12 protein-coding genes are annotated in these 12698 nt (G+C 69.0%); 2 read left to right on the top strand and 10 right to left on the bottom strand.

The window, feature by feature from the left end:
• Positions 1 to 13: 13 nt before the first annotated feature.
• Positions 14 to 955 carry a DUF389 domain-containing protein gene (locus tag ABZX92_RS12960; RefSeq protein ID WP_355557555.1) on the bottom strand — a complete coding sequence of 314 codons (942 nt, stop codon included), beginning with the start codon at positions 953 to 955 and terminating at the stop codon, positions 14 to 16.
• A complete protein-coding gene (gene aspS / locus ABZX92_RS12955) occupies positions 956 to 2743 on the bottom strand; it encodes an aspartate--tRNA ligase (RefSeq protein ID WP_355557553.1) in 1788 nt (595 codons plus the stop codon).
• 118 nt (positions 2744 to 2861) lie between these two features.
• Here aspS and ABZX92_RS12950 point away from each other — a divergent pair, with 118 nt between their 5' ends.
• The gene (locus ABZX92_RS12950; RefSeq protein WP_355557550.1) at positions 2862 to 3149 is read left to right on the top strand and encodes a hypothetical protein; all 288 of its coding nucleotides are present in this window, start codon (positions 2862 to 2864) and stop codon (positions 3147 to 3149) included.
• Here ABZX92_RS12950 and ABZX92_RS12945 read toward each other — a convergent pair.
• The 5 genes from ABZX92_RS12945 to ABZX92_RS12925 form a co-directional block, all read right to left on the bottom strand.
• The gene (locus ABZX92_RS12945) at positions 3126 to 3488 is read right to left on the bottom strand and encodes a hypothetical protein (RefSeq protein WP_355557547.1); all 363 of its coding nucleotides are present in this window, start codon (positions 3486 to 3488) and stop codon (positions 3126 to 3128) included. The genes ABZX92_RS12950 and ABZX92_RS12945 overlap by 24 nt on opposite strands.
• Before the next feature lie 7 nt (positions 3489 to 3495).
• Positions 3496 to 5160: a hypothetical protein gene (locus ABZX92_RS12940; RefSeq protein ID WP_355557544.1), complete on the bottom strand. Its 1665-nt coding sequence runs from the start codon at positions 5158 to 5160 to the stop codon at positions 3496 to 3498.
• Positions 5161 to 5220: 60 nt separating this feature from the next.
• The gene (locus tag ABZX92_RS12935; protein WP_355557541.1) at positions 5221 to 6399 is read right to left on the bottom strand and encodes a S8 family peptidase; all 1179 of its coding nucleotides are present in this window, start codon (positions 6397 to 6399) and stop codon (positions 5221 to 5223) included.
• Positions 6400 to 6508: 109 nt separating this feature from the next.
• A complete protein-coding gene (locus tag ABZX92_RS12930; protein ID WP_355557538.1) occupies positions 6509 to 7582 on the bottom strand; it encodes a S8 family peptidase in 1074 nt (357 codons plus the stop codon).
• Between the two features lie 75 nt (positions 7583 to 7657).
• On the bottom strand, positions 7658 to 8821 hold the full coding sequence (locus ABZX92_RS12925; protein WP_355557535.1) for a S8 family peptidase: 1164 nt from the start codon (positions 8819 to 8821) through the stop codon (positions 7658 to 7660).
• 178 nt (positions 8822 to 8999) lie between these two features.
• Between ABZX92_RS12925 and ABZX92_RS12920 the strand changes: the two genes are divergently transcribed.
• Positions 9000 to 9920: a hypothetical protein gene (locus ABZX92_RS12920; RefSeq protein ID WP_355557533.1), complete on the top strand. Its 921-nt coding sequence runs from the start codon at positions 9000 to 9002 to the stop codon at positions 9918 to 9920.
• On the opposite strand, the gene ABZX92_RS12915 is transcribed toward ABZX92_RS12920, so the two are convergent.
• From ABZX92_RS12915 to ABZX92_RS12905, 3 genes are all read right to left on the bottom strand, one after another.
• Complete coding sequence (locus ABZX92_RS12915; RefSeq protein ID WP_355557530.1) at positions 9860 to 10675, bottom strand: alpha/beta fold hydrolase; 816 nt, start codon at positions 10673 to 10675, stop codon at positions 9860 to 9862. The two genes, ABZX92_RS12920 and ABZX92_RS12915, sit on opposite strands and share 61 nt — an antisense overlap.
• 12 nt (positions 10676 to 10687) lie before the next feature.
• A complete protein-coding gene (locus ABZX92_RS12910; protein WP_355557527.1) occupies positions 10688 to 11827 on the bottom strand; it encodes an acyl-CoA dehydrogenase family protein in 1140 nt (379 codons plus the stop codon).
• On the bottom strand, positions 11824 to 12698 hold an 875-nt coding region (locus tag ABZX92_RS12905; protein ID WP_355557524.1), incomplete at its 5' end, for a biotin/lipoyl-containing protein. The genes ABZX92_RS12905 and ABZX92_RS12910, both read right to left, overlap by 4 nt.

Genomic DNA, 12698 nt, shown 5'->3' with positions numbered 1-12698 from the left:
CGCTGTTTCCGGATCACCCCTTGGACAGTGGACGTGTGGAAACACCATCCGTTGCCCGCCGCCTGCGGATCAACAGCACGAACGCGGCCGCGGCGACAATACCGATCAAGTTGATCCCCAGTTGGGCTACTGCCGGCCCCACTCTGTCCCACACTCCGAGAACTGCCGCCAGAGCCGCGTACCCGGCCGCCGGAACCGTGGTGACCGAGATGAACACGCCGACGAGTGCCGCGGACTTCGCGGACGTCATCGACAGCATGCCCGCCGCGCCCGCCAGCAGTGCGACGATCAGCGAGAACGGCCCGAACTGGTAGACGAAGTCGACCTGGTGACCGTTGATCAACGCGTCCTTGGCGAACAGCCCGCCGAGCTCACCGCACCAGGTCAGCACGGACGTGATCACCATGGCCAGCGGGAAGCCGACACCGAGCGCGATCGATGCCCGTTTGACCAGGTCCCACCTCCGCGCGACAAGGCCGACCGCGATGGCGGCGAGCGGTCCGAACTCCGGCCCCACCACCATCGCGCCGACGATCGTCACCGGCGAGTTCGTCGCGACGCCCACCGCCGCCAGCAGGCACGCGATGGTGAGGAAGGCCTGGAACGTCACGCTCGGCCGGGACTCCTCGCCCGACTTCGCGATCAGCTCCTCCCACACGATCACGTCCGAACCCTCGCCGGGCGCGTTCTCCTCGGCGCGGTCCGCGCTGTCGGACAGCGAGGTGTCGATCGTCTCGATCGTCACGCCGCCGGTGTGGTCGATGTGGAGTTCGCAGAGCGCGGCAACGATCTCGTCGACCGCCTCCCGCGCCACGTCCGCCGTGATCAGGTCACCGGCGGGCTCGATCGCCGCGCCACGCAGGACCACCAGGTGGGTGGCGCCCGCGTGGTCGCGGAGGATCTTCAGCGCGGCTTCGGTCTGGTCTGCCGGGCAGACCACCCTCAGCCTCAGCATTTACTGCTTCTGCTCGGACTTCTGGTCGGGCTTGGCGTCGACGCCGGCTTCCTTGCGCTGCTGCGGCGTGATCGGGGCCGGGGCCGCGGTCAGCGGGTCGTAGCCGCCGCCGGACTTCGGGAACGCGATCACCTCGCGGATCGAGTCGACCCCCGCGAGCAGCATGACGAGGCGGTCCCAGCCGAGCGCGATGCCACCGTGCGGCGGCGCGCCGAACTTGAACGCGTCGAGCAGGAAGCCGAACTTCTCCTGCGCCTCCTCGGCCCCGATGCCCATGACGTTGAACGCGCGCTGTTGCACGTCCGCGCGGTGGATACGAATCGAGCCACCGCCGAGCTCGTTGCCGTTGAGGATCACGTCGTAGGCGTAGGCCAGCGCGTTGCCTGGCTCGGTCTCGAAGTTGTCGATCCACTCCGGCGTCGGCGAGGTGAACGCGTGGTGCAGCGCCGTCCACTTGCCGCCACCGACCGCGACGTCACCGGCCTCGAGCTTGTCGACCGCCTCGAACATCGGGAAGTCCACGACCCACGCGAACGCCCACGCGTTCTCGTCGACCAGGCCGACGCGGTGCGCGATCTCGACGCGGGCCGCACCGAGCAGTGCGCGCGCGTCCCGTGCCTCGCCCGCGGCGAAGAAGATGCAGTCACCGGCGTTGGCGCCGACGGCCTTGGCGAGCCCGTCGCGCTCGGCGTCGGTCAGGTTCTTCGCGACCGGTCCGCCCAGCGTGCCGTCCTCCTGGACGAGCACGTACGCGAGGCCCTTGTGGCCGCGCTGCTTGGCGAACTCCTGCCACGCGTCGAGCGTGCGGCGGGGCTGGCTCGCACCACCCGGCATGACCACGGCACCGACGTACGGCGCCTGGAACACGCGGAACGTCGTGTCCTTGAAGTACTCGGTCAGCTCCGTGAGCTCGACGTCGAAGCGCAGGTCCGGCTTGTCCGAGCCGTACTTCGCCATCGCCTCGGCGTAGGAGATGCGGCGGAACGGCAGCGGGAGCTCGACGTCCTTCGTCTCCTTCCAGATGGCGGCGAGCAGCTTCTCGGTGAGCGCGATGACGTCGTCCTGCTCGACGAAGCTCATCTCGATGTCGAGCTGGGTGAACTCCGGCTGCCTGTCGGCGCGGAAGTCCTCGTCGCGGTAGCAGCGCGCGATCTGGTAGTAGCGCTCCAGGCCACCGACCATGAGCAGCTGCTTGAACAGCTGCGGCGACTGCGGCAGCGCGTACCAGCTGCCAGGACGCAGCCGCGCGGGCACCAGGAAGTCGCGCGCGCCCTCGGGCGTGGAGCGGGTCAGGGTCGGGGTCTCGATCTCGACGAACTTCTCGCCGTGCAGCACCTCGCGCGCGATCCGGCTGACCTCGCTGCGCAGCCGGATGGCCTTGGCCGGGCCCTCGCGGCGCAGGTCGAGATAGCGGTGCTTGAGGCGGGCCTCCTCGCCCGGCTCCGTGTCGCTCTCGACCTGGAACGGCAGCGGCGCGGCCTCGTTGAGCACCTCCAGGTCGCTCACGTAGACCTCGATGGCACCCGTGGCCAGGTCGGGGTTCTCGCTGCCCTCCGGCCGCTTGCTCACCTCGCCGGTGACCTTGATGACGTACTCGCTGCGCAGCCGGTGCGCGCGCTCGGCCATCTCGCCCTCGCGGAACACGACCTGGGCCACGCCACTCGCGTCGCGCAGGTCGATGAAGATGACACCGCCGTGATCACGCCGGCGAGCGACCCACCCGGTGAGGGTGACGGACTGCCCGGCGTGCTCGGCCCGGAGTGATCCGGCCTCGTGCGTGCGCAACACGGTGGTGGCTCCTTGTAGACGAAGTCAGCTTTACCGTCAAGGCTAGCTGGGACCGCCTTCGTATTTTCACGCAGGTCTTGCCGGGCGCCGGTGATCTCTGTTGGCTAGCTTCTCCGGCATGCGGATCCCGGTAGCCGTCTTCGGCATGCTCGTGATGTTCGTCGTGGCCGTCGGCGTGCTGTTCCTGGGCGTTCTCGGCTTCACGCCCGTTTCCGCGTGCACCGGCATGTGCTTCGCGCCGTTCCTGATGGCGACCGTCGGCACCATCGTGATCGGGCTGTCCGCGACCTTCGCGACGTGGTTCCGCGCGCTGCGTGAGCCTCGGGCCTACTGGCCGTGGATCGGTGCCGGGCTGATGGCCGGCCTCTACCTCGTGGCGCTCTCAGTCGCGGAACAGGTCCTCTGACTTCAGCTTGGCCTCGGCCCAGGCCGTGTGCCAGCCGCGGTCGACCTGCTCGGCGTTCTCCCCGTCGTCGGCGATCCGCTCGATCATGTCCCGCAGCGCGGCCCGGCTCCCCGCGTCCAGCACCGGCATCACCTCGACCAGGAACGGCAGCACGGCCGTAGCGGCCGGGCAGACGAACCCGCCCTCCTCGCAGACCGTCCGGTCGAGATCGGCCACGGCCCGCGCGACGAGCTCTGGATCGTCGGACAGCAACGCCCGCAGATGGCCCGGCGTGTCCAGCGCAGGTCCGTAGGCGTGGTCGATCTCGTGCCACGCAACGGAGTCCAGACCTTCCAGCATGCGCGGATCATAGGTTCCGCAACGCGGAGCGCATCTCCTCGTCCTGATCGAACGCGCGCCACCCGGCGTGGCAGCAAAGTCGCCGGTCCGACGCCAGGGCCGGCGCTGCCGCCTCCAGCCGTACACCCGCCTCCCCCAGCGCCTCTGCCGCAGCGATCATCACGTGCTCGAAGCGGCCGGTGCCCACACCGTCCAACGCCTCGGTGCACACCGCCACGAGATCACCCGGATCTCCGGTCATCCGCAGGTAGGCGTACCTGGTCTGAACCCGCATCGGCAGCCGCTCGTCGCTCATCGGCAGCCGGTCGGCCAGATGCGCCGCAGCAGGTCCGATGTGTCGGAGCAGCTCCACGGCCCGCCGGCGCAGCACGCCGTCCTCCGTCACGTCGGTCGCGATCACGTCGGCCGCCTCGACCGGGTCCCCGCCGCACTTCCACCACGCCCAGGCGGCGAGCGGATCGGCGGGGGTGAGCTCCGGCACCGGCGTCCCGATCTCACCGAGAGCCGACAGCGCCGAGTACCGGTGCTCGGTGTCCAGCAACGCCACCAGTTCCGTCACGTCCGGCAACGCCTCCGCGACCAGCCAGTCCAGCGTCTGTCCCAGTGACGGCACCAAGGTCAGGTAGCGCCGGATCGGGTTGGAGCGCGGATACGGCCGCAAGCGACGCACGAGGCCCGGCACCTGACGGCCACAGCGAGCCAGCGCCCACGCGGCCGCGTCGCTGATCTTCTTGTCGTACATGAGCGCGTCGTCGTCCAGCAAAGCGGCGATGGCATCGGCGTGCTCTGCCGACCGTGCGCAACCGAGCAGGTAGACGGCCTCGTACCGGACGTGTGGATCCGGATCCTCGAGCCAGGACGCCGCGATCGGCAGCAGCTCAGCGGCCGGAGAGCGCCACCGGCCCAGCAGCGTGCCCGCGTTGTGCACCACGGCACGACGCCGGTGCGGTACCGCGCTGAGCTCTCGCAGCAACGCCGTGTGCTCGGCGGGCCGGTCCGCGAACACCTCGGTCATCTCGCCGATCACTGCGCCGGGCGCGATCCCGAACGATGCCGTCTCCCACCACACCTCCATGTCGCCGCTGAACCCCGGCAGGAACTCCTCGACGCCGAGCTCCAGCGCGTACGCGACCGCGAGGCGGAACTGCGGATCGTCCGTCGGCAGCCCGCGCAACCACGCCGCGATCTCGTCGTCGGCCGCGAACTTCCCCGCCGCCACCACGATGTCGAGCCGCGAGGGCACGTCGGACCAGCACCGCCGAATCATCTCCAGCACACCGGAAGCCGATCCGCGCCCGTCGCCGAACGTGCGCCACGCGTGCCGCCGGACGGCCGGATCGTCGTCCTCCACCAACGCCAGCACGCGAAGCCGTTCCCGTCCCCACACGCGAAGCCAGTCCGGATCGTCCACACCGTCGCGGGCCAGCCGCGACAGGTTGATCAGGACGCAGATCCGCCACGGAGTGTCCACAGAGGACGCCAGGTCGACCAGGAACGGCAGGGCGGCGTTGGCGGCGGAGTCCGGCCCGTAGCTGTCCCACAGCAGCTCGCCCAGGTCCCAGTCCGGCTTGGTCGACCACCGACGGGCCCGCAACAGGTGCGGGATCTCCTCCGCGGTCCCGCAGTTGTGTTCAAGCTGATCCCACGCGATGTCCCCCAGACCCTCCAGCACGCCGGTGAGCATAGGAAAAGACCGCGACCGGAGTCGCGGCCTTTTCGGTCAGAGCTCAGCTCACGCGGTCGGCGCGAGGTACAGCAGGCGGTTCGGCGAGCCCGAACCCGGGTTGGTCACCTTGCTGGGCGTCGACTGCGTGACCAGGTAGGAAGCCACCTGGGCGGGAGTCGCCGTCTTGTTCGTCGACAGGTAGCGCGCCGCGGCACCGGCCACGTGCGGGGTCGCCATCGAGGTGCCGGAGATGGTGTTGGTGGCCGAGTCGGACGTGTTCCACGCCGAGGTGATGTTGCTGCCAGGGGCGAAGATGTCCAGCACCGCGCCGAAGTTCGAGTACGACGCGCGGGCGTCCGTGCGCTCGGTGGCGCCGACGGTGATCGCCTCGGCCACCCGGGCCGGGGAGAAGCCGGACGCGTTGGCGTTGGAGTTGCCCGCGGCGACCGCGAACGTGACGCCCTTGGCGATGGCGTTCTTCACGGCCGTGTCGAGGGTGGCGTTCGCGCCGCCGCCCAGGGACAGGTTGGCCACGGCCGGCTTGACCGCGTGCGCGCCGACCCAGTCGATGCCCGCCGCCACACCGGCGAGGGTGCCGGAGCCGCTGTTGTCGAGCACGCGGACGCCGACGACCTTCGCGCCCTTGGCGACGCCGTACTGCGAGCCCGCGATGGTGCCCGCGACGTGCGTGCCGTGGCCGTTGCCGTCCTGCGCGACGGCATCGTTGTCAACGAAGTCGTAGCCGTTGGAAGCGCGACCACCGAACGTCGAGTGGCTGATGCGCACACCGGTGTCGATGACGTACGCGGTCACGCCCGCGCCCGTCGAGGTGTAGCTGTACTTCTGGTCCAGCGGCAGGCTCTTCTGGTCGATGCGGTCGAGACCCCACGACGGCGGGTTCGTCTGCGTCGCCTCCACGTGCACGACCTGGTCGGCCTCGACGAACTCGACCGACGGGTCGGCGGCCAGGCGCTTGGCCTGCTTCTCGGTCAGCTTCACGTTGAAGCCGCCGAAGCTCGTGTAGTCGCGCTCCACCTTCGCGCCGAAACGCGAAGCCAGGGCGTGCGAGTTCGCCTTGCCCTCCTTGAGCTTCACGATGAAGCTGCCCGCGACCTTCTCGGGAGAGCCGAGCGACAGCACCTCACCCTCGGCGGCGGAGGCCGAGGGAACCATCAGAACCGACAGGGCGAGGGTCGCCGCGCCGGCACCGGCCAGGAACCGGATCTTTCGCGTCATGATGTGCATTCCGTTCTTTGCAGGGGAACGAACACTTTCGACGCTATGGAGAGATCCGGTTCCTGCCAAGGGTGTCCTAAGGGTTAGGACGCCGTTCGATTGCCGGACAATTCACGATTCACAGAGATGGCGGCCAGTAGAGGATACGAGTGACGGGTGGCGTTCCCGGAGTGCCGGTGGTAACCAATGCGCGCTCCACCTGTGCGGGCGTGGCGGCGCGGTTGTACTCCAGATAACGAGCCGCGACACCGGCCGCGTGCGGTGCGGCCATCGACGAACCGCTGAGCGTCGCGGTCGCCGTGTCGTCGGTGTTCCAGGCAGAGGGAATGTTCACGCCCGGCGCCCAGATGTCCACCAGCGGGCCGAAGTTCGACGACGACGCCTTGGTGTCGGCCTGCGTCAACGCACCCACGCAGATCGCCTGCGAAACCCGTTGTGGCGACGAGTTCACCGGATCGCTGTTGCTGCCACCGGCCGCGACCGTGTACGAGACACCCGAGTCGATCGACTTCTTCACCGCGGTGTCGAGAGCCGCGGAAACGCTGCCACCCAACGACATGTTCGCCACCGCCGGCTTCACGGCGTTCGCCGTCACCCAGTCCACCCCCGCGATGACACCGGAGATGGTGCCGGAACCGGAACCGTTCAACACCCGCACGCCCCAGACCGTGGCCCGCTTGGCAACACCGTACTTCGTGCCCGCCGCGATGCCTGCGACGTGCGTGCCGTGACCGTTGTCGTCCTGCGCGATCGCGTCGTTGTCCACGGTGTCCCAGCCGTTGCGCGCCCGGCCGCCGAAGTCCGTGTGCGTCACGCGAATCCCGGTGTCGATCACGTAGATGTTCACGCCCCGACCGGCGCTCGTGTAGGAGTACTTCTGGTCCAACGGCAACGCGCGCTGGTCGATCCGGTCCAGCCCCCACGGCGGGTTGAGCTGCGTGGAGTTCGCGTGCACGATCCCGTCACGCTCCACATGCGACACGTTCGGGTCGGCCTGCACCGAACGCAGCTGCGCGGCCGTCAGCCGAGCGCTGAACCCGTTGAAGACACTGGTGTACCGATGCTCGACCGCGCCCGCGAACGAGGACACGGCGCCATCTTTGTAAACCACGATGTAGGACGAGGTGGCCGCGGACGCCGGAGCGACCACGACCGCTGCCGCCAGGGCGGCGACTGCCAGCAGGGCTCTCACAGGGTTTCCTCTCGTTGCAGGGCAGGGAAAAACGGCCCCGGCTCGCAGGGAGCCGGGGCCGCACATCAGAGGAGATCAGCTGGTCGAAGGCCAGTGCAGGAGCTTGGTCGTCGTACCGGCACCGGGGTTGGTCACCTTGCCGTTGGTGGCGTTGGAGGTGATCGCGGCCGAGACCTGCGCGGGCGTCACGTTGAAGTTGCTCTGCAGGTAACGGGCCACCACGCCGACGACGTGCGGGGTCGCCATCGAGGTGCCGGAGATGGTGTTCGTGGCCGTGTCACTGGTGTTCCACGCGGAGGTGATGTCGCGGCCGGGTGCGAACACGTCCACGACCGGGCCGAAGTTGGAGAACGACGACCGCGCGTCGTTGCGGTCGGTCGAGCCGACGGTGATCGCCGCCGCCACCCGTGCGGGCGAGGTGTTGGCAGCGTTGGTGTTCGAGTTGCCCGCCGCCACGGCGAACGTGACACCACGCGTGATCGCGCCCTGCACGGCGCTGTCGAGCGAGGCGTTCGCGCCGCCACCGAGCGACATGTTGGCCACCGCGGGCTTGACGTGGTTCGCGGCCACCCAGTTGATGCCCGCGTTCACGCCCGCGAGCGTGCCGGAGCCGTTGTTGTCGAGCACGCGCACCGCGATGATGTTCGCGGCCTTCGCGACACCGTACTGCGAGCCCGCGATGGTGCCCGCGACGTGCGTGCCGTGCCCGTTGCCGTCCTGCGCGACCGCGTCGTTGTCGACGAAGTCACGGCCGTTCTTCGCACGACCGCCGAACGTCTGGTGGCTGATCCGGACGCCGGTGTCGATGACGTAGGCGTTCACGCCGGCGCCGGTGGTGTTGTAGCTGTAGCGCTGGTCGAGCGGCAGGTAGCGCTGGTCGATCCGGTCCAGGCCCCACGACGGCGGGTTGACCTGGGTGGCCTGGATGCTCAGCACCTGGTCGCGTTCCACGTACTCGACCGAGGGGTCGGCGGCCAGTCTGCGCGCCTGGGCGTCGCTCATCTTGACCGAGAAGCCCTTGAAGGCGGCGTCGTACACGTAGCCGATCTGACCGCCGAAGCGCGCACCGAGAGTCGCGGCGCTCGCGGTGACGCGGTTGTCCTTCAACTTCACGACGAAGCTGCCGGGGATGTTCTGGACGCCTTGGAAGGTGAGGATCTCACCGACGGCCGCCTGCGCGGGCGACGCGAAGGCAGCGATCATGACCGCCGCACCCAGCAGGGTTGCTGTCTTGCGCATTGCGTAGTCCTGTTCGTCGCAGGGATGCTCAGGAACCCAATCGGGACTATTGGCGGCTTAATAGGCCCGAGATCTGAACTTTCCGGGTTTCCCAGTGGCCCGAAACCGCCGATCGGCTGTACCGCGTTGTCTTTGCTGCCGATAGCCTTCCGAACTTGACTCCGGGAACGGAGGTGTCATGCTCACGATTTACCCACCGCGCGAGGAGCTCGCCGACCTGTTGGTGACGGGTCCGTTCGCGGACGCCTTGCGGGTCGCGATCCAGGTGCGGGGTCTCAGTCTGGAACGGCTGCAGCACCGCCTGCGAGTGCGCGGCGCGCCGATCAGCGTGACGGCGCTGAGCTACTGGCAGTCGGGTCGCCGCAGACCCGAACGGCCGGAGTCGCTGATGGCGCTCGCCCATCTGGAGGACGTGCTCGGGCTGCCGGGAACTTCGCTGTCCCGGCTGCTCGGCCCACCCCGGCCGCGTGGGCGTTCGCGCAGGCGGGAGCTGTCGGCGCGGGCGCCGTGGGACGGCTCCGGGCTGATCCTCACCGCTCAGCACGACCGGGTGGACGTCGCGCCGTGCGGCGGGGTGCGCGGCATCCGGTCGCGTCAGGTGATGCAGGCGACGTCGGCCGGCGTGGACCGCTGGATCCTTTGTCACGAGACGGGATCCGCCCAGAACGGATCAGCACTGCCGGCACTGACCGCCGTTCGCTCGTGCCGGGTCGGCAGGGTCGCGCGGGAACGCACCAACGGCGTGCTCGTCGCCGAGCTGTTGTTCGAGGAACCGCTCTCCCCCGGCGACTCGATCGCGATCGAGTACGAATTGATCTATCCACATCCGACGGTCGAGCACACGCATTTCCGCCGGTTCGCCGAACGCGTGCACGACTACGTGCTGGAGATCAAATTCCCGGCCGGCTCCCCGCCCGCTTCCTGCGAGCAATTCGCGTCCGGTCCGGCGGGCGCGGAAATGTTCGGCGGCGGACGCCCGGCCCCGGTCGACACCTGGGGCTACGCGCACGCCGCCGCGATCGACTTCGGTCCGGGCATCTACGGGATGCGCTGGACGGCCGCGGCGAACGCCTCGGAGTCGTCCAGCCAGGGGGCGTGACCGGCTGCCTCCTGGATGACGAACCGCGCGTGGGGGAACAGGTCCGCGTACTCCCGCGCGCGGTTGAGCGGGAGCGCGATGTCCACCTCACCGACGAGCAGAAGCGTTGGCGCGTCGAAGGTTTCGAGTGCCGCGCGGATGGCCTCGAGGTCGAGTGCGCCCTCGGCGTAGTACTGCGCGGCCGCCGCTTCGTTGTTCGCGTGCTCGTCGTCGAGCTTGCTGATCTCGTCGTCCCAGCGGCCGTGCCAGAACGGGGCGACCTTCTCCCACGCCTCTGGCGTCTCGTTGCCCGCCCAGATCTCCTCGAACCACGTGATGGCCTCGGCGTACCAGGGTTCTTCGCCGCGGCTGTGCGCGATCACGCGCCGGTCGTCGTTCGTGATGTCGATGCCGACGGCACGCGCACTCGGCGCGACGAGCACGAGTTCCTCGACGTGCTGCGGATAACGCGTCGCGTAGAGGATCGCGAGGGTGCCGCCGGCGGAGTGGCCGAGCAGCCTGATCCGGTCGAGGCCGAGGTGCCGCCGGAGCGCTTCCACGTCCTCGACCTGGCGATCCACCCGGTAGGTCTCCAGCGGCGCCTGCTCTGACTCGCCGGTGCCGCGCAGGTCGAGCCTGAGCATGTTCTCGAGCGGAAGCACCGCGAGGTAGGACGACGCGGTCATCGGCCCGCCCGGCAGGCAGATCAGCGGATCTGCTCCGGACGGGCCGTGATACGCGAGTTTCGTGCCGTCGTACGAGCTGAAAGTCCCCATGCGGGAAGTCTCTCAGTAGGACCGGGGCAGCTTCAGCGAGTTCTGGGCGACGAAGTTGAGGACCATCTCCCGGCTGACGGGTGCGATGCGGGACAGGCGGGACATGCCGAGCATCGACGCCAGCCCGAACTCGGTGGTCAGCCCGTTGCCGCCGTGGGTCTGGATCGCCTGGTCGACGGCCGCCGCGATGGCCTCGCCCGCCGCGTACTTGGCCATGTTCGCGGACTCGCCGGCTTCCCTGTCACGGCCGGAGTCGTAGAGCGCGGCGGCCTTCTGCGTCATCAGCCTGGCCAGCTCGATCTCGATGTGGATCTTCGCGAGCGGGTGTGCGAGGCCCTGGTGCGAACCGATCGGGTTCTCCCACACCTTGCGCTGCTGGGCGTAGGTGACGGCCTTGTTCATCGCGAGCCGCGCCGAGCCGGTGGCCATGCTCGCGCCCATGATCCGTTCGGGGTTGAGGCCCGCGAACACCTGCAGCAGGCCCTGGTCCGGCGAGCCCACGACCGCGTCGGACGGCAGCCTGACGTCGTCGAAGAACAGCGTGAACTGCTTCTCCGGCACGACCAGGTCCATCTCGATCTGGTGCCAGCTGAAGCCCTCCGTGTTCGTCGGCACGACCACGAGCACCGGCCCGGTCTTCTGGATCGCGACCACGAGCACGGCGTCGACCTCGTCGATGCCGGAGATGAAGGTCTTGCTGCCCTTGAGGATCCAGTCGTCCCCGTCGCGGCGGACGTGCGTCTTCAGCTGGTGCGAGTTGGATCCCGCGTCCGGCTCGGTGATCGCGAACGCCATCTTCAGCGTGCCGTCCGCGAAACCGGGCAGCCACTTGGACTTCTGCTCGTCGGTGCCGAACCGCGCGATCACCGTGGCGCAGATCGCCGGGGAGACCACCATGAGCAGCAACGGACATCCCGCCGCGGCCAGCTCCTCGCACACCGCCGCGAGGTCGCCGATGCCGCCGCCACCGCCGCCGTACTCCTCGGGCACGGCCACGCCGAGGTAGCCGAGCTTGCCGGCCTCTTCCCACAGCTCGGTGGCCTTCTCCCCCGACTTGGCCTTGGCGAGGAAGTACTCGTTGCCGTACTTGGCACCCAGCTCGGACACGGCCTTGCGGAGCGCGATCCGCTCTTCGGACTCGACGAAGCTCACTGTTCCTCCACTACGGCCAGGACATCGCCCGCGTTGACCTGCTGGGCCTTCTCGACGAGCAGTTCGGTGACGGTGCCCGCGTTGGTCGCGAGCACGCGGTGTTCCATCTTCATGGCTTCCAGCACGAGGAGCTCGGCCCCGGCTTCGACGTGGTCGCCCTGACTGACTGACACCCGCACGACCGTGCCGGGCATCGGGGCGATGGTCGCGCCCGGTGCGAGCTTGGTCTCCGGCTCGGGGAAGCGCGGCACCGCCTTGAGGCTGACCGAGCCGCGCGGTGAGTCGACCTCGATGAGATCGCCGTACCTCGCTACCTGGAACGGTGTTCTGACACCGTCCAGGTCGAGCGTGACGGTGTTCTCGGTGGCCAGCTTCGGGTCGTACTCGACCTCGATCTCGGTGTCCTCGAACAGGAACTTCGCCTTCGGCTGCTGCGAGCGGACGTTGCGCCAGCCGAGCGGCAGGTGCCCGACCTTGCGCGTGGCCGCCTGAGCCAGCGCCGCGGCGAGCGCAAACGGTTGCGGGTCAACGGTTCGGGTGAAGTCGTGCTCGGCGAGGAACCCGGTGTGCGTGTCGCCGTTGAGGAAAGCGTCGCTGCGCAGGATGTCCACGAGCAGCTGACGGTTCGTGATCAGGCCGTGGATCCGCGCGCTCTCCAGTGCGGTCGCGAGCTTGCGGGCGGCGGCTGCGCGCGTTGGTGCGCAGGCGATCACCTTGGCCAGCATGGGGTCGTAGAAGACCGAGACCTCCGAGCCGTCCTCGACGCCGCTGTCCAGCCTGATGTCGCCGGGGACCTCGAACCGGTGCAACGTGCCGCTGGCCTGGCGGCTGGACGCGCCGGTCGCGGAGGAGATCGACGACCTGTGCGAGC

This window comes from Lentzea sp. NPDC006480, assembly GCF_040611995.1.
Taxonomy (GTDB): domain Bacteria; phylum Actinomycetota; class Actinomycetes; order Mycobacteriales; family Pseudonocardiaceae; genus Lentzea.
This window is presented reverse-complemented; position numbering and strand designations above follow the sequence as displayed.

What these genes read in the sequence shown, in the direction of transcription:
- ABZX92_RS12950 (WP_355557550.1), top strand. Translation starts at nt 2,862, where the DNA reads ATGCGGATCCCGGTAGCCGTCTTCGGCATGCTCGTGATGTTCGTCGTG.
- ABZX92_RS12945 (WP_355557547.1), bottom strand. Translation starts at nt 3,488, where the DNA reads ATGCTGGAAGGTCTGGACTCCGTTGCGTGGCACGAGATCGACCACGCC.
- ABZX92_RS12920 (WP_355557533.1), top strand. Translation starts at nt 9,000, where the DNA reads ATGCTCACGATTTACCCACCGCGCGAGGAGCTCGCCGACCTGTTGGTG.
- ABZX92_RS12960 (WP_355557555.1), bottom strand. Translation starts at nt 955, where the DNA reads ATGCTGAGGCTGAGGGTGGTCTGCCCGGCAGACCAGACCGAAGCCGCG.
- ABZX92_RS12935 (WP_355557541.1), bottom strand. Translation starts at nt 6,399, where the DNA reads ATGCACATCATGACGCGAAAGATCCGGTTCCTGGCCGGTGCCGGCGCG.
- ABZX92_RS12915 (WP_355557530.1), bottom strand. Translation starts at nt 10,675, where the DNA reads ATGGGGACTTTCAGCTCGTACGACGGCACGAAACTCGCGTATCACGGC.
- ABZX92_RS12925 (WP_355557535.1), bottom strand. Translation starts at nt 8,821, where the DNA reads ATGCGCAAGACAGCAACCCTGCTGGGTGCGGCGGTCATGATCGCTGCC.